Consider the following 25439-nt stretch of genomic DNA (forward strand, 5'->3'; position numbering starts at 1 on the left):
CGGCCCCGCCCCCTTGCCTCAGCGGGCGGTGCGGAACACCTGCAGGTCGAGGTCGCGCACCTTCTTGCGCAGGGTGTTCCGGTTCACGCCGAGCAGTTCGGCGGCCCGGATCTGGTTGCCGCGCGTCGCCGCGAGGGCCGCGCCGATCAGCGGGCCTTCGATCTCCCGCAGGATGCGGTGATAGAGGCCGGGCGGCGGCAGAGTGTCGCGGTAGCCCGAGAAATAGTCGGACAGGTGCCGCTCCACCGCGCTCGACAGGCTCTCCGATTCCCCGGCGGCCTTGCGCGACGCGCCGTTGGTGCCCCCCGCGGAGGCAGGCTGCGCGAGCGGCAGGGTGTCGAGTTCGGCCTCGATGACAGGGCCGGTGATCGTCTCCTGCGGGTAGAGGGCGGCGAGCCGGCGGACGAGGTTTTCCAGCTCGCGGACGTTGCCCGGCCAGCGGTAGCGCTTGAGCTTCTCCATCGCGTCGCCGTCGAGGGTCTTGCGGGTCAGACCCTCGCGCTCGACCAGCACGAAGAAGTGGCGGATGAGGTCGGGCACGTCCTCCGAGCGCTCCCTCAGGGCCGGCAACCGCAGCGGCACGACGTTCAGGCGGAAGAACAGATCCTCGCGGAAGATGCCCTGCTGGATCGAGACCCGCAGGTCCTTGTTGGTGGCCGCGATGATGCGCACGTTGGTGCGGATTGGAACCCGGCCGCCGACGGTGGTGTACTCGCCCTGCTGCAGCACGCGGAGCAGGCGGGTCTGCGCCTCCATCGGCATGTCGCCGATCTCGTCGAGGAACAGCGTGCCGCCCTCGGCCTGCTCGAACCGGCCGGCGGAGCGCTGGAGCGCCCCGGTGAAGGCGCCCTTCTCGTGGCCGAACAGTTCGGATTCGATGAGGTCGCGCGGAATCGCCGCCATGTTGACCGGCACGAACGGGCCGGTGCGGCGGCGGCCGTAATCGTGGAGCGCGCGGGCGACCAACTCCTTGCCGGTGCCCGACTCGCCCGTGATCATCACGGTGAGGTCGGTGGGCATCAGCCGGGCGAGCGCCCGGTAGATCTCCTGCATGGCGGGCGAGCGGCCGACCAGCGGGATGTCCTCGTTCTCGGGCCCGGCCCCCTGCGCAGGCGCCCCGCGCGGCCGCGACAGGGCGCGGCCGACGATGGCGATCAGCTCCTTCAGGTCGAAGGGCTTTGGCAGGTATTCGTAGGCCCCGCGCTCCGAGGCGCGGATCGCGGTCATGAACGTGTTCTGCGCGCTCATCACGATGATCGGCAGTTCCGGCCGCACGCGCTTGATGCGCGGCAGCAGGTCGAACACGTTCTCGTCCGGCATCACCACGTCGGTGATGACGAGGTCGCCCTCCCCTTGGGCGACCCAGCGCCAGAGGGTGGCGCAGTTGCCCGTGGAGCGGACCTCGTAGCCCGCCCGGGACAGCGCCTGATTGAGGACGGTACGGATGGCGGCGTCGTCGTCCGCGACGATGATGTGGCCGTTCGGCATGACTGTTACTCAGAACCTCCGGCAGGCATCCCGATCATGGCTCGACCGTCGGCTCGCGCCCGTCGCGTGCGCTCGACATCGGAAGGAGAATGCGGAACGTCGTCCGGCGTGGGGCGGGATCGCACTCGACGATCCCTCCATGGTCGCCGACGATCTTGGCGACCAAAGCAAGACCGAGGCCGGAACCCTGTGCTTTGGTGGTCACGAACGGGTCGAACATGTCGCTCAGCATCTCGCTGGTGATGCCGGGGCCGTTGTCGCGGATCGCCACTTCGATGGGCAGGCTCACCCGCTCCCGCGAACCGGGAATCTGCAGCCGCAGGCCGGTGCGGAAGGCGGTGGCCAGGGTGATCTCGCCCTCCACCGCGTCCGGGCCGATGGCTTCGGCGGCGTTCTTCACGAGGTTGAGGATCACCTGAACCAGCTGGTCGCGGTTGCCGAGGACCGGCGGGAGCGAAGGATCGTAGGTCTCGACGAAGCGGATGTGACGGGCGAAGCCCGATTGCGCCGAGCGCTTCACCTGATCGAGCACCCCGTGGACGTTCACCGGGCCGCGCTCGGCCGGGCGCTCGTCCCCGAACAATTCCATCCGCTCGACGATGCGCACGATCCGGTCGGATTCGTCGCAGATCAGGCGGGTGAGCAGCCGGTCCTCCTCGGCGCCGGTGCTCTCCAGCAACTGCGCCGCGCCACGGATGCCGGCGAGCGGGTTCTTGATCTCGTGGGCGAGCATCGCGCCGAGCGCCACCATCGAGCGCGCCGCGCCGCGATGGGTGAGCTGGCGGTTCATCTTGTCCGCGATGGTGCGCTCCTGCAGCATCATCACCACGGCGTCGCCCTCGTCGAGGGGCGTCGCGAACACGTCGACGCTGCGCTCGGTGCCGAGGCGCGGCTGCGTGAGGTCGACCCGGTACTCGCTGACGCTCGCCCGGCGGCGGCGCACCTCGTTCACCAGGGAGATGATCGGCGAGCCGAAGGGGATGATGTCCCGCAGGCGCCGCCGCTGCATCAGCCGCGCCGAGTATTCGAAGAACGCCTCCGCCGCGTGGTTGCACTGGAGGATGCGCTCGTCCCCGCCGATGGTGAGCACCGGCAGCGGCAGGGCGTTGAGCACGGCCTCGCTCCCCGAGAGCTTGTAGCCGGGAGGGGGAAAGTCGTCGCCGCTCACGCCGCTTCCCTCATCATGGGCTCCGCGCCCGCGAAGGCGCGCGTCAGAAGGGCGAGCGCCGCCTGCGGATCGGTGGTGGTCAGGAGTGCCGTGCGCTCCGTCCCGCTCAAGGCCCCGCCGGTCTCGGCATAGGCGGCGAGGTGCTTGCGCGCGTGGCGCACGCCCATCTGCGGCCCGTAGAGCGACAGCAGCCCTTCGTAATGCTCGGCGGCCAGGGCGGCCTGCTCCGCGCGGGTCGGGGACGGCGCCTCGCGGCCCGCGAGCGCCGCCGCCACCTGCCCCACGAGCCAGGGACGCCCGGTCGCGGCCCGGCCGATCATCACCCCCGCCGCGCCGGAGGCGGACAGGCAGGCGCGGGCCTCGTCGAGGCCGGTGACGTCGCCGTTGGCGATGACGGGGATCGAGACCGCCTCCACCACGGCGCGGATCGCCGGCCAGTCGGCCCGGCCCTTGTAGAATTGCTGGCGGGTGCGGCCGTGGACCGTCACCGCGTTGAGCCCCAGCCGCTCCGCGCGGGCGGCGAGGTCGGCGGCGTTGCGGGTCGCATCGTCCCAGCCGAGGCGCATCTTCACCGTTACCGGGATCGCCACCGCCGCGCGCACGGCGGCGAGCAGGCGCTCCGCATGGTCGAGGTCGCGCATCAGCGCCGAGCCGGAGGCGATGCCCGTCACGATCTTGGCCGGGCAGCCCATGTTCACGTCGATGGCGTCGGCACCGTTCGCCTCCGCGAGGCGGGCGGCCTCGGCGAGCGGAGCGGCCTCGCAGCCCGCGAGCTGGACGATGTGGGTGTCGATGCCCGCCCCTTCCGCCCGAAGCGTCGCCTCGGCCGAGCCCTTCGCGAATTCCCGCGCGGCGACCATTTCGGAGACGACCGCGCTCGCCCCGCAGCGCAGGGCGATGCGGCGCATGTGCAGGTCCGTCACGCCGGACAGCGGCGCCAGCAGGCAGAGAGGCGGATCCTCTGCCGAACGTCCGCGGCGCAGGGCGCCCAAATAATGGTCAGTCTTCATTCTGCTCAACAATGAGGCAAAGCGGGGCCGGACGCAAGCGCGGCCTTCGCGTTGATTTCGCCCCCTCCCCCGCTTAAACGCAGGGCACGTTTCACAGGTATGGCGCCGGCCGCGCGGCAGGTCTGCCGCCGTCCGCGCCAGGATCTCCACCGCCCCATGTCCGCCCCCGCAGAGAGTGAGAGCGTCGCCGCCATCGTCGTGGCGGCCGGGCGCGGCATCCGCATCGGCGGCGGGGTGCCCAAGCAATACCGGCGCGTCGGCGGGCAGGCTGTCCTCACCCGGACCTTCGCCGCGCTCGCCGCCCACCCGGCCATCGCGACGATCCAGCCGGTGATCGCCGCCGACGCGGCGGACTTCTTCCGCGAATGCCTCGAAGACCTCGACCCGGCGATTCGCGCCCGCATCGCCGCGCCCGTCGAGGGCGGCGCGACGCGGCAGATGTCGGTGCGCGCCGGGCTCGAGGCCCTGGCCGGGGGCGAGGCGCCGTCCATCGTCCTCGTCCACGACGCGGCGCGGCCGTTCATCCGGCCGGAGCTGATCGCGCGGGCAATCCGCGCCGGGCGGGATTACGGCGCCGCCGTGCCGGGCGTGGCCGTGACCGATACGGTCAAGCGCGTCGAGGAGATCGAGCCCGGCATCGGCCGCGTGGTCGAGACCCCGGCGCGGGAGACGCTGCGCGCGGTGCAGACGCCGCAATCCTTCGCCTTCGGCCCGCTGCTGGACGCCCACCGGGCGGCGGCGGCGCAGGACCTCCACGCCTTCACCGACGACGGGGCCCTCGCCGAATGGGCGGGCCTGCCCGTCGTGGTGTTCGCGGGCGACCTCGACAACCGCAAGATCACCCAGGCCGCCGACCTCATCGAGGCCGAGCGGGCCTTCTCAGCCGCCGCGCCGGAGCGCCAGCCATGACCCAGTATGTGACCCGCCTCGGCACGGGCTTCGACGTCCACGCCTTCACCGAGGGCGATCATGTCTGGCTCGGCGGCATCCGCATCCCGGCCGACCGGGGCGTGCTCGCCCATTCGGACGGGGACGTGGCCCTGCACGCCCTCACCGACGCGCTGCTCGGCGCCATCGCCGACGGCGACATCGGCACCCACTTCCCGCCCTCCGACGAAAAGTGGCGCGGCGCCTCGTCCGACCAGTTCCTGGCCCATGCCTGCGGGCTGGTGCGGGCGCGGGGCGGCCGGATCGACCATCTCGACATCACCGTGCTGGCCGAGGCCCCGCGCATCGGCAAGCACCGCGAGGAGATCCGCGCCCGCATCGCCGCCATCGCCGGGGTGCCGCTGAGCGCGGTGTCGATCAAGGCGACGACGACCGAGAAGCTCGGCTTCGTCGGCCGCGCCGAGGGTTTGGCCGCGCAGGCCGCTGCGACCATCCGGCTGCCGGACGAGGAGGCGGGCGCCTGAGGGCGCCCCGTCCCGCGTCATACCAGCAGCAGCACCGCCGCGACCAGCACCGCGCCGAAGGTGAGCAGGATGCCGCCGCCCCGGCAGGCGAACTGGCGCGGGGAGTTGGCGGGGGCGAACATGCCCACCGGATGCAGCAGACGGCCGACGAGCAGCGCGATCAGCAGGGCTTGGACGGTGGTGTGGCTGGCGCCGCGCCCTTCCAGCAGGCCGATCAGGATCAGCGCGATCGGCACGTACTCGCCGAAATTGGCTTGGCTGCGGATACGCTTCTGCAGATCGGCATCGCCGCCGTCGCCGTGCAGGACGTTGCCGGAGAGGCGCCCGGCCATCACCCACCCCGACAGACCAAGATAGACCAAGGCGAGGATCGCCGCGTAATAAGCCGTCGTTGCCGGAAAGATCATGAGGCCATCGTCTCCATGGTTGAGCAGCCCTGCAACGCGGGGCTAAGGTCGAAGCTTCCGCGACATAGGGCGCCTGCGGCCCAAGGAAGTCCTCGCCCGTGATCGACGATCCCGACCTCCTCGCCCGCGCGGACGCCCTCGTGGCGGCCTATGCCCGCGCCGGGCGCACCCTCGCCACGGCGGAATCCTGCACCGGCGGCCTCGTGGCCGCGCTGCTGACGGCGGTACCGGGCTCCTCGGCGGTGGTGGAGCGCGGCTACGTCACCTATTCCAACGCGGCCAAGGCGGAGGCCATCGGCGTCGATCCGGACCTGATCGCGCGCCACGGTGCGGTGAGCGAGCCGGTGGCCCGCGCCATGGCCGAGGGCGCGCGGACGGCCTCCCGCGCCGACGTCGCGGTCGCCATCACCGGCATCGCCGGGCCGGGCGGCGGCAGCGCGGAGAAGCCCGTGGGCCTCGTTCATCTCGCCGTCGCCGGGCCGCTCGGGACACGCCACCTCGCGCGCCGCTATGGCGATCTCGGCCGGGCCGGCATCCGCCGCGCCGCCGTCGCCGACGCGCTCGGTCTCCTCGAAGGCGCGCTCACACCGGCCGAGTAGAGGGCGACTGTGGGCTTTCAAGCGAAAGCAAACAAGCGGCCTTAACCACGATCGAACGCGATGGCGGTGCAGTAAGGGATTATTCGAGCGCGGTGGTGATACTGCCGATGCATCTCGCTGTGACCACGATGCAGATCGATCTTCACACTCTCTACTTCCTGCTCGTCGGCACGCTGCTCACCGGAGCGGCGATGATGCTGTGGGAGCGGATGGCACAGCCGTTCCGCGCGGCGGAGCTCGGCTTCTGGGCCTCCGGCTCCGTGATCTTCACGGCCGGCGCCATCATGGCGATGAACCGCTTCAGCCTGCCCGGCATCACCGGGCTCGCGGCGGCCAACATCCTGTTCGTCTCCGGCTACCTGACGTGGCTACACGGCGTGCGCCTTCTCGACGGACCGGTCGGGGGGCTGCGCTGGTACGCGGCCCTGCTCCTCGGCCTCGCCCTGCTCTGGGCCGTGGCGGGGGTGCATTTCCCGGCGGCCTTCTGGAACCACGTCGCCGCGCTGCCTATCGCGGCGATCTGCGGCCTGACCGCCCTCGTCACCTATCGCAGCCGCGCCCTGCGGCGCCTGCGCTCCCGGCCCCTCGCCGTGGCGATCCCCGCCGGGCACGCCCTGTTCTACTGCGCCCGCGCCTTCGTGGTGCCGCCGCTGGCCGCCACCTACGGTGCCGACATCCTCTCGGTGGTCGCCAACATCACGATGTACGAGGCGGTGCTGTATTCCATCGCGGTGCCGATGACCTTCGTCTCCCTGGTCCGCGAGGAGGCTCAGGACCGCCTGCGCGCCGCCGCGCGGACGGATTACCTCACCGGCCTCTCGAACCGGCACGGCTTCTTCGAGCAGGGGGAGTTCATGCTGGCCGCGCGCGGCACCGACGCCCCGGTCTCGCTGCTCGCCTTCGACCTCGACCACTTCAAGGCGATCAACGACCGCCACGGCCATGCGGCCGGCGACGCGGTGATCCGCCTGTTCGCCATCGTGGTGCGCGACCTCATCCGCGACGTCGAGGTGCCGGACCCCGTGGTCGCGCGGCTCGGCGGGGAAGAGTTCGCCGCGCTGTTGCCGGGGCGCGGCCTCGCGGAGGCGCGCCGGATCGGCGAGGCGGTGGCCGCGCGGTTCGCGGAGACCTCCGTCGAGGGCATCCGGGCTACGGTGAGCGTCGGCCTCGCGGAGGGGCGGCCCGGCCGGGGCGATCTCGGCCAGCTTCTCGCCAACGCCGACCGGGCGCTCTACCGGGCGAAGGCGCTCGGGCGGAACCGCGTCGAGGTGGCGGGGCCGGCGGCGGCTTGAGCGGTCAGGCGACGCCGTAGATGCGCGCCGCCCGGCCCTCGAAGGCGTCGGTGAACTTGCGGAAGGCGCGGTCGAACATCGAGCCCATCAGCAGGCCGAGCGCCCGGCTCTTGAACTCGTAGGTGATGAAGAAGTCGACGTCGCAGGTGCCGCCCTCGGCCTCCTTGAACGTCCAGCGGTTCTCCAGATGCCGGAACGGGCCGTCGATGTATTCGGCCACGATCTTCCGCCCCCCGGGATCGAGGGAGACGCGGGTGGTGAACCGCTCGCGGATCGCCTTGTAGCCGACGCCCATCTCCGCGATCAGGACATGCCCGCCCTCCGGCATGTCCTGGCGGCGGATGACGCGCAGGGACTCGCAGAGCGGCAGGAACTCGGGATAGCGTTCGACGTCGGCGACGAGGTCGTACATCTGCTGGGCAGTGTGCCGCACCCGGCGCGTGACCCGGAAGGATGGCATTCCGAAGGGACTTTCCTCAGGCGGACAGTGCGGGCGACAGCTTGGCGAGCCGGGCCGCCTGAAGCCGGGCGAAGTCCTCGCCGGCATGGTGGGACGAGCGCGTCAGCGGCGTCGCCGACACGAGGAGGAAACCCTTGGCATAGGCCGTGGTTTCGTAACCCTTGAACTCGTCCGGCGGGACAAAACGCATCACCGCGTGGTGCTTCTTCGACGGCTGGAGATACTGGCCGATGGTGAGGAAATCGACGTCCGCCGAGCGCAGGTCGTCCATCAGTTGCAGCACCTCGTTCCGCTCCTCGCCGAGACCGACCATGATGCCGGACTTGGTGAAGATCGTCGGATCGAGCTCCTTCACCCGCTGCAGCAGGCGCACCGAGTGGAAGTAGCGGGCGCCGGGGCGCACCGTCAGGTACTTCGCGGGCACCGTTTCCAGGTTGTGGTTGAATACGTCGGGCCGGGCCGCGACGACCGTTTCCAGGGCGCCGTCCTTGCGCAGGAAATCGGGGGTCAGGATTTCGACGGTGGTGCCGGGGCTCGCCCGGCGGATCGCCGCGATGGTGCGGGCGAAATGCTCGGCGCCGCCATCCTTGAGGTCGTCGCGGTCGACCGAGGTGATGACGACATGGTGCAGGCCGAGCTTGGCGACCGAGTCGCCGATCTTCTCCGGCTCGGCGGCGTCCAGGCCCTCCGGCAGGCCGGTGCGCACGTTGCAGAAGGCGCAGGCCCGCGTGCAGGTGTCGCCCATGATCATGAAGGTGGCGTGCCGCTTCTCCCAGCACTCGCCGATGTTCGGGCAGCCCGCTTCCTCGCAGACGGTGACGAGGCCGTGCTCGCGCACGATGGCCCGCGTCTCGCCCCAGGCCTTCGAGCCCGGCGCCTTGACGCGGATCCAGTCCGGCTTCTTCAGCGCGACCTGCTGGTCGGGCCGGTGGGCCTTTTCCGGATGGCGCGGCGGCCGCGGGTCATTCTTGAGGATGTCGAGGACGACGGCCATGGGCAACCGGGTCGCGCCGGGGCGCGCATTCAGAAAGGATGCCGCTGACTTAGGCGCTTCACGCCGCCGCCGCAAACGGGCGCGACCACGGAGCGCGACCGAATGCGGGCGGTGTCACGGGGTTGGTGCGGATCAGATCCCGAGCAGCCGCACGAACAATCCCGCCAGGATCGCCCCGATGGCCGGCCCCGCCACGGGGATCGGCGCGTAGCCCCAATCGGACGAGCCCTTGCCCGCGATGGGGAGCACGGCGTGGGCGATGCGGGGGCCGAGGTCGCGGGCGGGGTTGATGGCGTAGCCGGTGGTGCCGCCGAGCGAGAGGCCGATGCCCCAGACCAGCATCGCCACGAGGTAGGGCGCGACGCCGCGCGGGAAGGCGCCGGCATTGCCGGAGGTGGTGGCCACCAGGGCGGCGATGGTGAGGACGAGGAAGAAGGTACCCACGATCTCGGAGATCATGTTGGCCGGCGCGTTGCGGATGGCCGGGCCGGTGCAGAACACGGCGAGCTTCAGGTCCTTGTCCGGCGTTTCCGCCCAGTGCGGCAGGTAATGCAGCCACACGAGAACCGCGCCGAGGAAGGCCCCGAGGAACTGCGCCGGCAGGTAGATTGCGAGCCTCGTATAATCGCCCGTGCTGATCGCCCCGCCCAGCGTCACCGCCGGGTTGATATGAGCGTCGGCGCTGCCGGTGGCGTTCGCCACGAACACGCCTGCGAGCACCGCGAAGGCCCAGCCGGCGGTGATGCCGATCCAGCCCATCGCCTCGCCCTTGGAGCGCTTCAGCAGCGCCCCCGCCACCACACCGTCGCCGAGCACGATGAGCGTCATCGTGCCCAGCATCTCGCCCAGGAACGGCGATGCCATGACGTATTCTCCCCGTAGTTGCAGTCTTGTTCTGGTTCGGCGGCCGATCAGTCCTCGTCGGCCTTCCAATCGAAGGAGCGCTCCACCGCGCGGCTCCACATGGCCGCGGTGGTCTCGCGGCGGGCGGCGTCCATCTGCGGCGTCCAGCGCTTGTCGACGCCCCAGTTGCGCTTGAGGTCGTCGAGCCCCTTCCAGTAGCCCACCGCGAGGCCGGCGACGTAGGCGGCACCCAGTGCCGTCGTCTCCGAGACCTTCGGCCGGACGACGGGCACGTCGAGGATGTCGGCCTGGAACTGCATCAGCGTCCCGTTGGCGACCATGCCGCCATCGGCCCGCAACTCCTTCACCGGAATGCCGGAATCCTTGGCCATGGCGGCCAGCACCTCGCGGGTCTGGAAGGCGGTCGCCTCCAGCACCGAGCGGGCGATGTGGCCCCGGTTGGCGTAGCGGGTGAGGCCGATGATCAGGCCGCGCGCGCCCTCGTTCCAATGCGGCGCGTAGAGGCCCGAGAAGGCTGGCACGAAGTAGACGCCGCCATTGTCCTCGACGGTGGCGGCCAGGGTTTCGACCTCGGCCGAATCCTTGATCATGTGCAGGTTGTCGCGCAGCCACTGCACCAGGGCGCCGGTGATGGCGATGGAGCCTTCGAGCGCGTAGACCGGCTTCTGCCCGTCGAGGCGGTAGCCCAGCGTGGTGACGAGACCGGCCTTCGAGGGCACCGCCTCCTCGCCCGTGTTCATCAGCGCGAAGCAGCCGGTGCCGTAGGTGTTCTTGGCCTCGCCGGGGGTGAAGCAGGTCTGGCCGAACAGGGCCGCCTGCTGGTCGCCGAGGATACCGGCGATGGGCACGCCCGCGAAATCGCCTTTCGCCTCGCCGTAGACCTCGCTGGAGGAGACGATCTTCGGCAGCATCGCCCGGGGGATGCCGAACTCCCTGAGCATCCCCTCGTCCCAGTCGAGGGTCTTCAGCGACATCAGCTGCGTGCGGCTGGCATTGGTCACGTCGGTGGCGTGCAGGCCGCCCTCCGGCCCGCCGGTCAGGTTCCAGAGCAGCCACGTGTCGACGTTGCCGAACAGCACGTCGCCGGCCTCCGCCTTCTCGCGGGCGCCGTCCACGTGGTCGAGGAGCCAGCGCAGCTTCAGGCCGGAGAAGTAGCTCGCCAGCGGCAGGCCGGTGAGGTCGCGGAACCGGTCGCGCCCGCCCTGGTGGGCGAATTCCGAAACGAGCCGGTCGTTGCGGGTGTCCTGCCAGACCAGGGCGTTGTGCAGGGGGCGGCCGGTCGTCCGGTCCCAGATGACCGTCGTCTCGCGCTGGTTGGTGATGCCGATGGCCGCGAGGTCTTGCGGCGTGAGGTTGCCCTTGGCCAGGGCCTCCCGCATCACCTTCCGCGTCTTCGCCCAGATCTCGGCGGCGTCGTGCTCGACATGGCCCGGCGCCGGATAGATCTGCGCGTGTTCCTCCTGCGCGACCGTGATCACCGTGCCTTCACGGTCGAACACCATGAAGCGGGTGCTGGTCGTGCCCTGGTCGATGGCCCCGACGTAACGGCTCATCGTTTCCTCCTTGGTCGGTCCCCTCCGGTCTCAGGCCGGTTCGGGGTCGTGGGATGTGGTGCGGTCAGGCCGCCACGGCGTGGCGGTCGAGATAGGTGGAGAGCCGCGCCGCGCTCTCGGGGCTGGTGCGCAGGCCGAGCTTCGAGCGGCGCCACAGGATGTCTTCGGCGCTCACCGCCCATTCGTGGTCGCGCAGGTAATCGACCTCCGCCGCCGTGAGGCCGCCATCGAAGGCCTCGCCGAGATCGGCCATCGTGGTCGCGTGGCCGAGCAGGATCTCGACCTTCGTGCCGTAGGCGCGGGCGAGGCGCCGGGCCAGCTCGTCCGGCAGGAAGGGCCGGCGCCGCTTCAGGTCCGCGAGGAAGGTGTCGAAGTCGGCGTCCGGCATGTCGCCGCCGGGGAGGACGCCCTCCCCCGTCCAGGCCGGCTTCAGGCCGGGGAAATACGGCGCCAGCTTCTCCAGCGCGTGCTCGGCGAGGCGGCGATAGGTCGTGATCTTGCCGCCGAACACCGAGAGCACCGGCAGCCGCCCGCCCGCATCCTCGACATCGAGCACGTAGTCCCGCGTGACGGCCGAGGCGTTCTCCGCCGCGTCGTCGTAGAGGGGGCGCACGCCCGAATAGCTCCACACCACGTCGGACGGGCCGATCGCCGTCTTGAAAGAGCGGTTGATGCAGGAGCAGAGGTAGTCGGTCTCCTCCCCCGAGATCGAAACCGGTCCGGGCTCGCCATCATAGGGCACGTCGGTGGTGCCGATGAGCGTGAAGTCGCGCTCGTAGGGAATCGCGAAGATGATGCGCTTGTCGGGCTGCTGCAGGATGTAGGCCTGATCGCCCTCGAACAGCTTGCGCACCACGATGTGGCTGCCCTTGATGAGCCGCACGGCGGCGCGGGAGTTGATGCCCAGCGTGCCGCCGAGCGTCTTGCTCACCCAGGGGCCGGCGGCGTTCACCACCGCCTTGGCGCGCACGGTGCGGTCGGTCCCGCTGCGCTCGTCGTGCAGCCGCGCCACCCAGAGGTCGCCCTCGCGCCGCGCCGAGGCGACGCCGGTGCGGGTCAGGATCGTGGCGCCGTGCGATTGCGCGTCCATGGCGTTCAGCACGACGAGGCGGCTGTCCTCGACCCAGCAATCCGAATAGAGGAAGCCCTTGGTCAGGCGGTCCTGCAGCGGGCGCCCAACGGGCGAGCGGTGTAGATCGACCGATTCCGAACCCGGCAGCGTTCGCAACCGCGCCAGGTGATCGTAGAGGAACAGGCCCATCCGCAGCAGCCATGCGGGGCGCAGGCCCTTGTCGTGCGGTAGCACGAAGCGCAGCGGCCAGATGACGTGGGGGGCGAGGCGCAGCAGGCGCTCCCGCTCGGCCAGGGCCTCGCGGACGAGGCGGAACTCGTAATATTCGAGGTAGCGCAGGCCGCCGTGGATCAGCTTCGTCGAGGACGAGGAGGTGGACCCGGCCAGATCGCCCCGCTCTGCGAGCAGGACCGAGAGGCCGCGACCGGCCGCATCCCGGGCGATGCCGGTGCCGTTGATCCCACCGCCGACGACGAGGAGATCGTAGACGTCGGGCTCTCCGCGTGGGGGCGAGGCGGTCGCCATGGGTTCCTCCGCTTGTTCGTTGGCGGCGATCCTAGACCCGATTCGGATTTTCGCAAGCGAAAATTGAATGTTCGTTACGGCTCATCGGCGACGGCCAGGGTCACGCCCTCCCGCTCCATCATGGCGGCGATGCCGGCCGGCGGCGGCCTGTCGGTGAAGAACGTGTCGATCTGCGAGAGATGACCCGCCTGCACCATCGGGCGGCGGGTGAACTTGGTGTGGTCGGCCACAAGGAAGGTGCGCTTGGCATGGGCCAGGATCGCCTGCGTGGCGCGGACCTCCTCGTAATCGTAATCGAGCAGCGCCCCGTCCGCGTCGATGCCGCTGATGCCGATCACGGCCACGTCCACCCGGAACTGGCCCAGCGTGTCGCTGGTGAGCTGCCCGAGCACGGCGCCGTCGCGGTTGCGCACGGTTCCCCCGGCCACGACGATGCGGAACGCGGTGGCGTCGGCGAGCGACAGCGCCACGTGCAGGTTGTTGGTGATGACGCTGAGGTCGTCGTGGCGGGTCAGCTCGCGGGCGACCGCCTCCGGCGTGGTGCCGATGTTGACGAAGACCGAGCAGTGCGACGGGATCCGGCTCGCGGCGAGGCGGCCGATGCGTGTCTTCTCCGCGAGCAGCGTCACCCGCCGGTCGGCGTAGTCGATGTTCTCGACGCTGGAGGGCAGGCCGCCGCCGCCCCGGTAGCGTTCCAGGCGGCCCTCGGCGCTGAGTTCGTTGAGATCGCGGCGGATCGTCTGGACGGTTACGCCGAACTGACCGGCCAGGGCCTCGATGGTCATGAAGCCGCGCTGGCGCACGGCGGTGACGATGGCCTCGCGCCGCGCCTCGACGCCGCCCTCGCCCCGGTGCTCCACCGGCTGCGCCATCGATTCCTCCCGCCCGGCTCGTTTTCGCTTCGCAACATAACGGTGTTGCGCGGGCGCGCAAACGCGCCGTCCGGGAGGCTCGTCGCGAAAAAAAGGCCCGCGAGGCGCGGGCCTGATCGGCTTACATGCCGTGGCGCATCATCTTGCGGTGATGCATCTTGCGATGGTGCATGCGCTTGTGCATCCGGTGACGCTTCATCATCGGGCGGCCTTCCGCCATCGGGGCACCGGCCATCGGGGCGCCCGTCATCGGGGCATCGCCCATGCGGCGCTCCATGCCGCCACGGGGGCCACCGGCCTGCGCGCCGGACGTGTTGTAGGGCGAGCCGCCCTGGGCGAAGGCCGAGCCGGCGATCAGGGTGAGCGCCGCGGCGCCGAGCAGAATGCTCCTCATGGGTGTAGTCCTTCCATCCGCGAGCGCTCGCCCCTCGCATGAACAGCGGCGCCGCGCCTCGCCAAAGCCCCTAACGAGGACATGGTTCCGCAGTTAAGACATTTTCGGTGGGCAATGACCGATCGAGAACGTCGGCTTACCCTGAGCCGTCTCGGGAGGCTGACGTGGCGGGCGAATCGACGGCCTATCTGATCCTGGACGTGGCCGGCACGGCCTGCGCCCTGCCCCGCGAGGCCGTCGCGGAGGTGCTGCCTCTGCCGGAACTGCAGGCCGCCCCGGCCTCCGGCGGCTGGCTCCTCGGCCTCGTGAACCTCGGCGGGCGCCCCGTGCCGGTGCTCGACCTCGCCGCGTTGCTCGGCCTGCGCGACGCCTCCGCCGGGCCAGGACTCTATGCCCATCTGATCCTGGCCCGCGACCGCTCCCTCGCGTGGCTCGTCGACCGGGTGGCGGATCTCGCGACCGTGACGCCCGACGCGCACCGCGCGGCGGATCCGGAGGCGAGTCTGAACGGTTGCGTCGCATCAGGCCTCGTCATCAAGGACCGCCTCGTGCCCGCCCTCGACCCCGAGCGCCTTCTCACCCATGCCGAGCGTGCGCGCGTCGAGGGGCTGGCCCGTGCCGCCGCCGCGCGCCTGTCCGCCCTGCCCGATCCCGCTTCGGCCTGACCCCGGATGCGCCGGCCGGGCAAGCCCCGACCCGACCCCGCCGTCGAGCCCGCCTACGCCGCGCTCAAGGCGCGGATTATCGCGCGCACCGGCCACGCCTATTACAGCGACAAGGACGACCTGCTGCTGGAGCGCCTGTATCGCCGGATGCGGGCGACGGGGGCGCCCGATCTCGCGGGCTTCGCTGCCCTCCTCGACGAGCCGACCCAGGGCGAGGCGGAATGGGCGCGGCTCGAAGCCGAGATCACCATCGGGGAGACGTTCTTCTTCCGCTACAGCGAGCAGTTCACCGCCCTGCGCGGCACGATCCTGCCCGATCTCGTCGACTTCCGCCGGTCGGAGAAGCGGCTGCGGATCTGGAGTGCGGGCTGCTCCACGGGGGCCGAGCCCTATTCCCTGGCGATCCTCGTGCGTGAGATCCTGGGCGAGGCGCTGCCCGAATGGCGGGTGACGATCCTCGGCACCGACATCAGCGCGGAGGCCATCGCCACGGCGCGGGCGGCCGAATATGGGCGCTGGGCCCTGCGGACGATGCCGCCGGAGGAGCGCCTGCGCTACTTCACCCACCTCCCGCCGGAGCCGGGCCTGCGCCGGGAGGGCGGTTTCGCCCTGCGGCCCGAGTTCCGGGCGATGGTCCGGTTCACGCAGGGCAACCTGCTCAAGGTCGCCGAGCCTCCGGGTGGTGGGGAGGAGGGCTACGACCTCATCCTCTGCCGCAACGTGCTCATCTATTTCGACGCGGCCACCGTCACCCGCGTGGTCCACGGCCTCGGCCGGCGGCTGCGGCCGGAGGGCTGGCTCCTGCTGGGCCATGCCGAGCCGAACCCGACCTTTTCGGCCTTCCTCGATCCGGTCAGCCTGCCGGGCACCGTCGCCTACCGGCCGGGGGGACGTTTGTCTCCCGAGCCGGTGCCTCCCGTGCCGTTCATACTCCCCGAACTGCCCGTCCTGGCGAGCGTCGAAAGGGCGGTCGAGGTCTCAAAGCCAATCCTGGAGCCCTCCTTCGAGGCCGCTGACGCGGCACCTCAGGATGAGGTTGAGGGAGAGACCGAAGAGGGGAACGAGGACGCCGCGCCCCTCGACCGCGTGCGGATACTGGCCGATGCCGGTGAGACCGGCGCGGCGTGGCGGGTCCTGCGGGAAGCCCTCGACGCGGACCCGACCCATGCGGGCCTGCGTTTCTACGAGGGGCTCGTCGCCGTAAGCCTCGGGCGGGAGGCGGAAGCGGAGCGGGCGCTGCGGGCGGCGCTCTACCTCGACCGCCATTTCGTGATGGCCCATTACCATCTCGGCCTGCTGCTCCTTGGCCTCGGCCGCCGGGTCGAGGCGGTCAGGGCCCTCGACAATGCCTTCGCCCTCAGCCAATCCCTTCCCCCCGACACGGTGCTGCCGGAAGGCGACGGGGCGCTGGCGCGTGACGTCGCGGCCGGCGTCTCCGCCGCCCTGGGCCGGAGCTTTGAGACGATGCGGGGGCGGGCCTGACCATGCGCGACGCGACGGAGCGCGATTCCACCCGCATCCGGGACATCAAGGCCGCGCGCACCCTCGCCCTCGCCCGCCGCGCGGAGGGCGCCGCCGCGCCGGAGCGGGCGACCTTCCCGTATCTCGTCTGCACCTGCGGCGACGACCGGATCGGTCTGCCCCTCGCCAGCGTGGCGCAGGTCCTGCCCGGCCGCCCCTGCACCCCCGTGCCGGGGACGGCCCCGGCCCTCTCGGGCTACGTCGCCCTCTCGGGGCGGATCGTGCCGGTGATCGGCCTCGCCCGCGCCCTGGGGCGGCCCGACGCGTCCGACGGCACCCGCGACCACCTCGTGGTCCTGCGCCGGGAGCCGCCCGTGGCTCTCAGCGTCGGGCGGGCGCTCGCCATCGTGCGTGCCGTGCAGGACGGTGCCCAGCCCGAGGGCGAGGACGGCTCCCTGGGCAACGGCTCCGCTTCCGCCTATGTCCCGGCCGCCGAGGGCAGCCTGGATTTCACCATCATCGACCCGGCGCAGGTGCTGCGACGGGTGATCGCCTGACCCTCTGACCCTCCGGAGCCCGGCCCTGACCATCTCGATCGGACGACGCATCCTCCTCGGCTTCTTCGCCGTCACGGCCGTGCTGGTGGCGCTGGGCCTCTACGCCATCGGGCAGGTCGGCGCCGTGCGCGAGACGACGGACCGCATCGTCGCGCGCGACCTGCTGATCATGCGCCAGCTCGACGAGCTCGGGAACCAGACCCGCGACCTCGGCGTGCTCCGGCGGGACGCGGTGATCGCCTCGCTCCTGAAGGCACAGGGCCGGCAGGCGCGCGAGGCGGATATCCTCACGCAGTGGCGCAAGAACAGCGCGTCCTCCGACAAGCTGTTCGGCGATTTGTCGCGCGAGGCTGCGGAGTTCCAGAAGGCCGCCATCTCGTCCGACCGGGCGGCCACCTTCGAGAAGCTGCAGGCCGCCCTGACCCTGGCGAGCGACACGTTCCGCCGCTACCGCGACAGCGGCGAGCGGCAGATCCAGGCGGCGGTCGACGGCAACATCCAGGCGGTCGAGGACGGCAACGACGAGCTCGGCCGGCAATACGCGGCGACCACGGCGGCGGTGGAGCGTGCCCGCGCCTCCCTCGACGAGAGCGTCACGGTCGGCCAGCGGGTGGCGACGGAGATCTACGAGCGCTCGCGCCTGTCGATCACCCTAACGCTGCTGGCGGCGGTGCTGCTCGCCTTCCTCGTGACCTACCTCGTCACCCGCGCCGTGGTGCGGCCGCTGAACACCGTCATGGCCTTCGTCGGCAAGGTCGGCGACGGCGATCTCACCGGGCGCCTGCGCCTCGGCGGGCAGGACGAGATCGCCCGCCTCGGGCGCACCCTCGACGGCATGGTCGAGAGCCTGTCGGACCTCGCCCGCACGAACCGGGCGGCGACCGCCGACTTGAACGCGGCGGCGGCCGAGATCCGCGCCTCGGCGCAGGAACAGGCGGCCTCGGTCGAGGAGCAATTCGCCGCCGTGCAGGAGACCGCCGCCACGGTGGACGAGATCACCCATTCCGGGGCGCAGATCTCGAAACGCGCCAGCGAGGTCATCGCCACCGCCCAGGCCACGGCCAAGACCTCGCGGCAGGGCCTGCGCGCCGTCTCCGACACCGCCCAGGCGATGGATGCGATCCGCGAGCAGGCCGAGGCGGTGGCCGGCAACATCGTCGGCGTCTCGGAGAAGACCCAGGCGATCGGTGAGATCATCGAGAGCGTCAACGACATCTCGGAGCGCACGCACCTGCTGGCGCTGAACGCGGCCATCGAGGCGGCGGCGGCCGGCGAGAGCGGGCGCAGCTTCGCGGTGGTGGCCTCGGAGATGAAGCTGCTCGCCGATCAGGCGAAGGCGGCCACGGGTCAGGTGCGGGCGATCCTCGGGGAGATCCAGCGGGGCATCAACACCTCGGTGATGCTGACGGAGGAGGCGGTGAAGCGCTCGGCGGTGGGCAAGACGCGCTCGGACACGACGCAGCGGACCATCGAGGAGATCACGGCGCGGTTCGAGGAGAACGTGCAGACGTTCCAGCAGATCGTGGCCTCGACGAACCAGCAGCAGCTCGGGATCGAGCAGGTGATGGGGGCTTTGCAGAACATCCGTCAGGCGAGCCAGCAGACGGCGGCGGGGACGCGGCAGGTCGAGACCGCCTCGGCCAACATGACCGAGCTCGCGCAGGCGCTGATGGCGCTCGCGGAGCGGTACCGCACCTGAAGGCGTAATTCATGGCGACGGACATCCGCCAGCTGCTCCTCGCGGCCTTCGACGTCGAGCACCGGGAGCACATCACGGCGATCCGGGCGGCACTCCGCGCCGACGCGCCCGACTGGAACGACGTGTTCCGCCGGGCGCACAGCCTGAAGGGCGCTTCCCGCGCCGTCGACCTGCCCCCGGTGGAGGCGGTCTCGCACCGGCTGGAGACGCTGTTCGAGCGCGTCCGCACCGGCGGCATGGCGCTGGACCGCGAGGCCGCCTCGGCGGTGGAACTCGCCCTCGACCGGATCGAGGCCTACGTTGCGGGCCTCGACGGCGGCACCGGCCCGGACATGCCGGGCGACGGCCTCGACGCGCTGGGCCGACTCCTCGGCCTGACCCCGAGCGCGCCCCCGGCCCCCGCCGCCGCGGAGCCGCCGCCTCCCTCGCCTGCGCCCCCGCCTCAGCCCGCTCTTGCTCCCGCCCCGAAGAAGCCCGCGCCGGAGCGTCCGGCCGAGCTGCAGGAGCCCGCCACCGCCTTCCTGCGGGTGCCGGCGGAGACGGTGGCCGCCCTCCTGCGGGCCAGCGCCGACCTCTCCACGACCCTCTCCGCCAAGGCCTCGGTGGCCGAGGGGATGGGCCGGATCGCCGCCGCCCTGCGCGACCTTCAGGCCAAGGCCGATTCCCTCGACCAGACCGGGCCGGGGCAGCGGGCAGTGGCCGCCGGCCTCGCGACCCTGGCGCGGGAAGCCGCCGAGCATGCGCGGCGGCAATCGGCCTCCCTCGGCGCCGTCGAGGGCGCGGCGGCGCGGGTGCGCGCCGAGACGGAACGCCTCGCCCTGGTGCCGGCCGAGACCGTGCTCGGCCCCCTCGCCCGCACGATCCGCGACACGGCGCGGGAGCAGGGCCGCGAGGTCGATCTCGCCGTCGCCGGCCTCGACATCCCGGTGGAGCGCGCGACCCTTCAGGCGCTCAAGGACCCCCTCCTCCACGCGCTCCGCAACGCCCTGAGCCATGCGTGGCAGCCGCCGGAGGCCCGTCGCACGGCGGGCAAGCCGGACACGCTCGGCCTCGTGCTGGAAGTCGCCCTGCGCGGCGGCCGGCTGCGGGTGGCGGTCCACGACGACGGGCCGGGGCCGGACCTCGGCCGGATCGAGGCGGTGGCGCGGGAGCGCGGGCTCCTCGCGCCCGAATCCACCCCCGACGCGGAGACGCTGCTGCGCCTCGTCTTCGAGCCGGGCTTCTCCACGGCGGACGCCATCGACACCCTGTCGGGCCGGGGCTACGGCCTGTCGGTCGCCGCCGACGCCGCGCGCTCGCTCCAGGGCAGCGCCCGGCTGGAGCCCCGCTCCCCCGCAGGCACGAGCCTCGTCTTCAGCCTGCCCCTCTCGGCGGCGCGGCGCAGCCTGCTCCTCGTGGAGGCCGGCGGGCATACCTGCGCCCTGCCCTCGGCGGCGGTGGAGCGGCTGGTGCGCCTGCCCCGCGCCGACCTGCCCCACTCCATGGGCCGCACCGTCCTGCCCGCCGAGGGCGACGGCGAGGCCCTGCCCATCGCCGACCTCGCCGCGATGCTCGGCGCCGCGCCCGATCCCGACGCCGCGCGGCTGACCGCCATCGTCCTGCGCTCTGAGCATGGGCGGGCGGCGATCGCGGTCGACCGCCTGAGCGACGTGCGCTCCCTCCTCGTCCTGCCCGCGCCCGAGGTCGGGGGCGATTCCGGGCTGATCGGCGGCACCGCGATCCTGCCGGGCGACCGGCCGGTCCTCGTCCTCGACCCGGACGGTCTCGCCGCGCGTGCGGGAGCGGCCGGAACCCAGGGGCAGGCGCCACGTTCGGACCCGAACACCACGCCGAAACCCGGCGGGCGTGCCGCCGGGCGCACGACGATCCTCGTCGTGGACGATTCGATCACCACCCGCACCTTGGAGAAGGGCATCTTGGAGGCGGCAGGCTACCGTGTCGTCGTCTGCGTGGACGGACAGGACGCCCTCGACCGGCTGCGCGCCGAGGTCGAGCCGGTGGACCTCGTGCTCGCCGACGTGGAGATGCCCCGCCTCGACGGGTTCGGCCTGCTCAAGGCCCTGCGCGCCGACGAGCGCTTCGCCCGCCTGCCGACGGTGCTGATGACCTCGCGCGGCGACGCCGAGGACGTGGCGCGCGGCCTCGACCTCGGGGCCGACGCCTACCTGACCAAGCAGAGCTTCGACCAGCGCAAGCTCCTCGACACGATCGGACAATTGCTGTGACCCGGCCCGCTTTCGCCCGAGAAGCTCCCGAAGGAGACCTGCCGTGAGTCCCGTCCGGGTGATGATCGTCGAGGACAGCCTCGTGGTGCGGGAGCTGCTGCGCTACATCGTTTCGCGCGATCCCCGGCTCGAACTCGTCGCGGCGGTCGCCTCCGGCGAGGAGGCCCTGGCGTCGATCGCCAGCAACCGCCCCGACGTGATCTCGATGGACATCCGCCTGCCCGGCATCGACGGGCTGGAGACCACGCGGCGGATCATGGCCGAGCGGCCGACCCCCATCGTCGTCATCGCCGACGCGGTGGAGGATTCCTCCCTCCACATCTCGATGAATGCCCTGCGTGCCGGCGCCCTCTCCGTGGTGGAAAAGCCCGTCGCTACGACCCATGCGGGCTACGAGGCGGTGGCGGGCGAGATCTGCACGCAATTGCGCATCATGGCCCAGGTGCCGGTGATCCGGCGCCGGCCGATCGGCGCGGAATGGGCCGGGCGCACCGCGCCCGCCGCCGCCCCATCGCCCATGCCCGTCGTGCCGGGCCAGTCGCCGAGCGTCTTCGGCATCGCCGCCTCGACGGGCGGGCCGCCGGCGCTCGCCAAGGTGATCGGCGCCCTGCCCGAGACCTTCCCCCTGCCGATCCTGCTGGTGCAGCACATGGGCCCGGCCTTCATGGAAGGCTTCGCCGCGTGGCTCGACAGCGTCGTCGCCCTGCCCGTGGGCCTCGCCCGCGACGGCGAGCGCGCGGAGCCCGGCCGGGTCTACGTCGCCCCCGGGGATCGCCACCTCGAACTCGGCTCCAACCGGGTGCTGCGGGTGGTCGACACCCCCGCCGTCTCGGGCCAGCGCCCGGCGGCGACGGTGCTGTTCCGCTCCATCGCGAGGCAGGCGGGGGCCTCGGCCATCGGCGCGCTCCTCACCGGCATGGGCGAGGACGGCGCGGCGGGGCTCCTCGACATGCACGGGGCCGGCGCCCAGACAGTGGCCGAGCACGAGAGCACGGCGGTGGTCTACGGGATGCCGGCGGCGGCGGTGCGCCTCGGCGCGGCGCGGGCGGTGCTGCCGCTGGACCGGATCGCCGCCCACGTCATGCGCCTCGCCGTGCCGGGTTCGGTGCCGTGACGGCGCCGGCCGCAGGCGAGCCGGCGCGGATCCTCCTCGTCGAGGATTCCGAGACCCAGGCCCTCGAATTGCGGCTGTTCCTCGAAGCCAACGGCTTCGGCGTGTCGCGCTGCGCCAGCGCCGAGACCGCGCTCGACGCCCTCAACGAGGCGCAGCCCGACCTCGTCGTGGCCGATTATCACCTGCCCGGCATGAACGGCGACGAGCTGATCCGGCAGATGCGCCTGTCGCTGCGCACCCGCGCCCTGCCGGTGCTGATGCTGACGGGCGGCAACGGCGGCGAGCGCCAGGGGCTGGAGAGCGGCGCCGACGCCTACCTCCCGAAATCCGCCGACCGCGACCTGATGATCCTGCGCATCCGCGCCCTGCTGCGCGAGCGCCGGGCGGGGGACGACAACCCCGGCGCGGCGGCCTTCCGCCGGGGCCGCGTCCTCGTGATCGACGGGAGCGCCACCTACCGCACCTTCCTCGCCGGCCTCCTGGGCCAGGACGGGCATCAGGTCACGGTGGCCGAGAGCGCCGGGGCGGCCCTGGCCGCCCTCGACGGCGACGGCAACGCCTTCGATTGCGTGACCCTCGACCTGCTGGGCCACGATTACGACGGGCTGACCCTCTGCGCGGAGATCGGCCGGCGGCGCGAAGGCGCGGCCGGGGCGGGCTTCCACCTCGTCGCCATCTCCGGCAGCGATCCGGCCAAGGATTTCCTCGTCCAGGCCTTCGCGGCCGGCGCCGACGACGTCATCTCCAAGACCGATGCGGAGGTGCTGGCGCTACGGGTGCGCGGCTACGTCCGCCGCCGCCTACTCGAAGAGGACGACCGCCGCATCGCGGGGGAGTTCGGGCAGCGCGAGCGCGCCGTGGAGCGGGCGCTGGCCGAGGCCGAGGCCGCCGAGGCGCGGGCTAGCCTCGCCGACGCCCTGGAGCGGGCGAACCGCGACCTCGCCGACGCCAACCGCCGCCTCACCGATGCGCAGGCGAAGCTGGTCCAGGCCGCGAAGATGGCCTCCCTCGGCGAGCTGGTCGCGGGCATCGCGCACGAGATCAACAACCCGCTGGCCTTCATCCTGGCGCACCAGGGTACGGTCGAGCGCGTGCTGGGCGAACTCCCCACCACCGGAGATCCCACCGCCGCCCGCTCCATCGAGAAGGCCCGCAGCCGCGTCGGCGCCATGCGGCTCGGCCTGACGCGGATCCAGGACCTCGTCCTGAACCTGCGCAAGTTCTCGCGCCTCGACGAGGGCGAGCGCTCCCTCGTGAACGTGCCGGAGGCGATCGAGACCGTGCTCGCGCTCCTGCAGCACAAGCTCGGGGACCGGATCGCGGTGGAGCGCACCTTCTCCGGGCGGCCGGAGATCCACTGCACCCCGGCGCTGCTCAATCAGGTGGTGATGAACATCCTCGGCAACGCCGCCGACGCGATGCCGGAGGGCGGCACGGTGCGCGTGGCCACCCATTCCGACGACACTTGCGACGAGATCCGCATCAGCGACACCGGCCCCGGTATTCCCGAAGATCTGCGCGAGAAGATCTTTGAGCCGTTCTTTACCACGAAGCCGGTCGGGGCCGGGACGGGCCTCGGTCTGGCGATTGCATACAGCGTCGTTCAGGCGCATAGCGGCTCGCTGACCGTGGAGACGGCCCCAGGGGGAGGTGCCTGCTTCGTGATCGGGATTCCGCGGCAGGCGGCGCGCGCTCATGAGTGACATCGGGGGAGGTCTTTCGGCTCGCACGGGCACGATTCTGGCTGTCGATGACGAGCCCGATATCCTCATCGCCCTCGAGGACCTGTTCGAGGATTCCTACCGCGTCCTGACCGCGAGCCGGCCCGCCGACGCCCTGGACATCCTCCGCGCCGAACCGGACATCGCCGTCATCGTCTCCGACCAGCGGATGCCCGGCCTGACCGGCGACGCCCTGCTCGCCGAGGCCCGCGCCTTCCACGATGCGCAGGCGATCCTCCTCACCGGATATGCCGACATCACCGCCGTGATCGCGGCCCTCAACCGGGGCGGCATCGTCGGCTACGTGACGAAGCCGTGGGACCCCGGCATCCTGCGCGGCACCGTCGCCCAGGCCTACCAGCGGCATCAGCTCGGGCGCGACCTCGCCACCGAACGGGCGCTGCTGCGCGGCCTCCTCGACCACGCCGCCGACGCGATCAGCTTTAAGGACGCGGGCGGGCGTTTCGTGCGCCTCAACGCGCGCAAGGCCACCCTCCTCAAGCGCGACCTGCCCGATTGCCTCGGCCTGCGCGAGGCCGACCTGCCCGAACCCAAGGCCCAGGCCGAGGCCTCCGCCGACGAGGAGGCGATGCGCCTCGGCACGGTGGCGGAAACCCTCGTCAGCGAGGGGCCGCCCGGCGCCGAGACGTGGAGCCACTTCACCCGTGTGCCGATCCGCGACGCCAGCGGCGCGGTCTCGCATATCGCGGTGATCGAGCGGGACGTCACCGAGCAGAAGAGCCTGGAGGCACGGCTGCGCCAATCGGACAAGATGCAGGCCCTCGGCACCCTCGCGGGCGGCATCGCCCACGACTTCAACAACCTGCTCACCGCGATCCTCGGCAGCCTCGAACTCGCGGCGCCGAAGGTCGCCGACCTGCCGCGCGTCCAGCGCCTGATCGAGAACGCCCGCGGGGCGGCCGAGCGCGGCGCGTCCCTCACCAAGCGGCTCCTCAGCTTCAGCCGCGCCCACGACCTTCAGGCGCGGGCCACCGACGTGAACGCCCTGATCGAGGGCATGAGCGAGCTGTTCAAGAGCAGCCTCGGCGGACTCGTCGCCGTCAGCACCGACCTCGCCCCCGACCTTCCCGCCGCGCAGGTCGACCCGGACCAGCTCGAACTGGCGGTGCTCAATCTCTGCATCAACGCCCGCGACGCGATGCCGGACGGCGGCCGCATCACCATCGCCACGCGGCAGATGGCGATCGACGGCGATCCCGAGATCGGGGACGGGACCTACCTCGCCATCCGCGTGAGCGACGAGGGCACCGGCATCCCGGAGGAGATCCTGCGCCGGGTCTGCGAGCCGTTCTTCACCACCAAGGCCGTGGGCCAGGGCACCGGCCTCGGCCTCGCCATGGTGTTCGGCCTCGCCCAGCAATCGAAGGGGCGGCTCGTCATCGAGAGCGAGGTCGGTAAGGGCACGCGGGTCGAACTCGCCCTGCCCTTCGCCGCCTCGGCGCCGGAGGTGGACGAGGCCAGTGAGCCCGCCGCGCCTGCCGCCGCCCGCCCGGCCCGCATCCTCGTGGTCGATGACGACCCGGAGGTCCGCCACGTCACCGCCTCGTTCCTGTCGGGCTTCGGCTACGACGAGACCGAGGCCGGCAACGGCCACGCCGCCCTCGATCTGCTGACGCGGGAACGGTTCGACCTCGTGGTCGCCGACCTCGCCATGCCGGGCATGAGCGGGGTGGAACTCGCCTCCGAGGTGAAGGCGCGGGTGCCCGGCATGCCGGTGCTGATCCTCACCGGCCATGCCGAGGCGATGCAGATCCCGGCGGACCTGCCGGTGTTGGCCAAGCCGTTCCGGTCGGCGGACCTCGCCACCCGTGTCTCGGCCCTGCTCGATCCCGGCCGGGCGGCCTGACGGCCGGTCTCGGCGCGCCC

21 protein-coding genes and 1 pseudogene are annotated in these 25439 nt (G+C 71.8%); 11 read left to right on the top strand and 11 right to left on the bottom strand.

Translation table 11 applies throughout. The features are described 5' to 3' along the window. Positions 1-18: 18 nt before the first annotated feature. The 3 genes from ntrC to dusB are packed head-to-tail and all read right to left on the bottom strand — an operon-like array spanning position 19 to position 3666. Positions 19-1488: a nitrogen regulation protein NR(I) gene (gene ntrC, locus AAHF99_RS08485; protein ID WP_342163733.1), complete on the bottom strand. Its 1470-nt coding sequence runs from the start codon at positions 1486-1488 to the stop codon at positions 19-21. Positions 1489-1522: 34 nt separating this feature from the next. After that, the gene (locus AAHF99_RS08490; RefSeq protein ID WP_342163734.1) at positions 1523-2656 is read right to left on the bottom strand and encodes a two-component system sensor histidine kinase NtrB; all 1134 of its coding nucleotides are present in this window, start codon (positions 2654-2656) and stop codon (positions 1523-1525) included. Continuing rightward, positions 2653-3666 (bottom strand): tRNA dihydrouridine synthase DusB, encoded by a 1014-nt coding sequence (gene dusB, locus AAHF99_RS08495; protein ID WP_342163735.1) that lies wholly within the window; start codon positions 3664-3666, stop codon positions 2653-2655. Before dusB ends, AAHF99_RS08490 begins: the two co-directional genes overlap by 4 nt. A 156-nt stretch (positions 3667-3822) precedes the next feature. On the opposite strand from dusB, the pseudogene AAHF99_RS08500 reads away from it, so the two are divergent. Beyond that, positions 3823-5078: pseudogene (locus tag AAHF99_RS08500) on the top strand (bifunctional 2-C-methyl-D-erythritol 4-phosphate cytidylyltransferase/2-C-methyl-D-erythritol 2,4-cyclodiphosphate synthase). 17 nt (positions 5079-5095) lie between these two features. Here AAHF99_RS08500 and AAHF99_RS08505 read toward each other — a convergent pair. Then, positions 5096-5485 (bottom strand): MAPEG family protein, encoded by a 390-nt coding sequence (locus tag AAHF99_RS08505; protein ID WP_342163736.1) that lies wholly within the window; start codon positions 5483-5485, stop codon positions 5096-5098. Positions 5486-5583: 98 nt separating this feature from the next. On the opposite strand from AAHF99_RS08505, the gene AAHF99_RS08510 reads away from it, so the two are divergent. Both AAHF99_RS08510 and AAHF99_RS08515 read left to right on the top strand, forming a co-directional pair. Then, positions 5584-6084 carry a CinA family protein gene (locus tag AAHF99_RS08510; RefSeq protein WP_342163737.1) on the top strand — a complete coding sequence of 167 codons (501 nt, stop codon included), beginning with the start codon at positions 5584-5586 and terminating at the stop codon, positions 6082-6084. 107 nt (positions 6085-6191) lie between these two features. Next, positions 6192-7376 (top strand): GGDEF domain-containing protein, encoded by a 1185-nt coding sequence (locus tag AAHF99_RS08515; RefSeq protein ID WP_342163739.1) that lies wholly within the window; start codon positions 6192-6194, stop codon positions 7374-7376. Between the two features lie 4 nt (positions 7377-7380). On the opposite strand, the gene AAHF99_RS08520 is transcribed toward AAHF99_RS08515, so the two are convergent. The 7 genes from AAHF99_RS08520 to AAHF99_RS08550 all read right to left on the bottom strand — a co-directional run bounded on the left by AAHF99_RS08520 (position 7381) and on the right by AAHF99_RS08550 (position 14110). Continuing rightward, complete coding sequence (locus AAHF99_RS08520) at positions 7381-7836, bottom strand: type II toxin-antitoxin system RatA family toxin (protein WP_243956171.1); 456 nt, start codon at positions 7834-7836, stop codon at positions 7381-7383. 16 nt (positions 7837-7852) lie between these two features. Further along, the gene (gene lipA / locus AAHF99_RS08525; protein ID WP_342163742.1) at positions 7853-8830 is read right to left on the bottom strand and encodes a lipoyl synthase; all 978 of its coding nucleotides are present in this window, start codon (positions 8828-8830) and stop codon (positions 7853-7855) included. A 132-nt stretch (positions 8831-8962) separates the two neighbouring features. Further along, positions 8963-9694, bottom strand: a complete 732-nt coding sequence (locus AAHF99_RS08530; RefSeq protein ID WP_342163744.1) for an MIP/aquaporin family protein — start codon at positions 9692-9694, stop codon at positions 8963-8965. Positions 9695-9741: 47 nt separating this feature from the next. Next, positions 9742-11247, bottom strand: coding sequence for a glycerol kinase GlpK (gene glpK / locus AAHF99_RS08535; protein ID WP_342163745.1), 1506 nt, complete (start codon positions 11245-11247; stop codon positions 9742-9744). A 64-nt stretch (positions 11248-11311) separates the two neighbouring features. Next, the gene (gene glpD, locus AAHF99_RS08540; RefSeq protein WP_342163747.1) at positions 11312-12844 is read right to left on the bottom strand and encodes a glycerol-3-phosphate dehydrogenase; all 1533 of its coding nucleotides are present in this window, start codon (positions 12842-12844) and stop codon (positions 11312-11314) included. A gap of 74 nt (positions 12845-12918) precedes the next feature. Further along, entirely contained in the window at positions 12919-13716 is a 798-nt protein-coding gene (locus AAHF99_RS08545; RefSeq protein ID WP_342163749.1) for a DeoR/GlpR family DNA-binding transcription regulator, read from the bottom strand. A gap of 121 nt (positions 13717-13837) precedes the next feature. Further along, positions 13838-14110 carry a hypothetical protein gene (locus AAHF99_RS08550; protein WP_243956161.1) on the bottom strand — a complete coding sequence of 91 codons (273 nt, stop codon included), beginning with the start codon at positions 14108-14110 and terminating at the stop codon, positions 13838-13840. Positions 14111-14274: 164 nt separating this feature from the next. Here AAHF99_RS08550 and AAHF99_RS08555 point away from each other — a divergent pair, with 164 nt between their 5' ends. From AAHF99_RS08555 to AAHF99_RS08590, 8 genes are all read left to right on the top strand, one after another. After that, on the top strand, positions 14275-14775 hold the full coding sequence (locus tag AAHF99_RS08555; protein ID WP_342163750.1) for a chemotaxis protein CheW: 501 nt from the start codon (positions 14275-14277) through the stop codon (positions 14773-14775). 6 nt (positions 14776-14781) lie between these two features. Further along, on the top strand, positions 14782-16257 hold the full coding sequence (locus AAHF99_RS08560; protein WP_342163752.1) for a CheR family methyltransferase: 1476 nt from the start codon (positions 14782-14784) through the stop codon (positions 16255-16257). A gap of 2 nt (positions 16258-16259) precedes the next feature. Further along, entirely contained in the window at positions 16260-16793 is a 534-nt protein-coding gene (locus tag AAHF99_RS08565) for a chemotaxis protein CheW (RefSeq protein WP_342163753.1), read from the top strand. Positions 16794-16818: 25 nt separating this feature from the next. Continuing rightward, a complete protein-coding gene (locus AAHF99_RS08570; protein WP_342163923.1) occupies positions 16819-18492 on the top strand; it encodes a methyl-accepting chemotaxis protein in 1674 nt (557 codons plus the stop codon). An 11-nt stretch (positions 18493-18503) separates the two neighbouring features. Then, entirely contained in the window at positions 18504-20717 is a 2214-nt protein-coding gene (locus AAHF99_RS08575) for a hybrid sensor histidine kinase/response regulator (RefSeq protein ID WP_342163755.1), read from the top strand. A 61-nt stretch (positions 20718-20778) separates the two neighbouring features. After that, positions 20779-21831 carry a chemotaxis-specific protein-glutamate methyltransferase CheB gene (gene cheB / locus AAHF99_RS08580; protein ID WP_342163924.1) on the top strand — a complete coding sequence of 351 codons (1053 nt, stop codon included), beginning with the start codon at positions 20779-20781 and terminating at the stop codon, positions 21829-21831. After that, positions 21828-23534, top strand: a complete 1707-nt coding sequence (locus AAHF99_RS08585) for a response regulator (protein ID WP_342163757.1) — start codon at positions 21828-21830, stop codon at positions 23532-23534. The genes cheB and AAHF99_RS08585 overlap by 4 nt, the downstream gene beginning before the upstream one ends. After that, the gene (locus tag AAHF99_RS08590) at positions 23527-25419 is read left to right on the top strand and encodes a response regulator (protein WP_342163758.1); all 1893 of its coding nucleotides are present in this window, start codon (positions 23527-23529) and stop codon (positions 25417-25419) included. The genes AAHF99_RS08585 and AAHF99_RS08590 overlap by 8 nt, the downstream gene beginning before the upstream one ends. Positions 25420-25439: the final 20 nt, after the last annotated feature.

The sequence above is a fragment of the Methylobacterium litchii genome (assembly GCF_038442315.1).
Lineage (GTDB): Bacteria > Pseudomonadota > Alphaproteobacteria > Rhizobiales > Beijerinckiaceae > Methylobacterium > Methylobacterium litchii.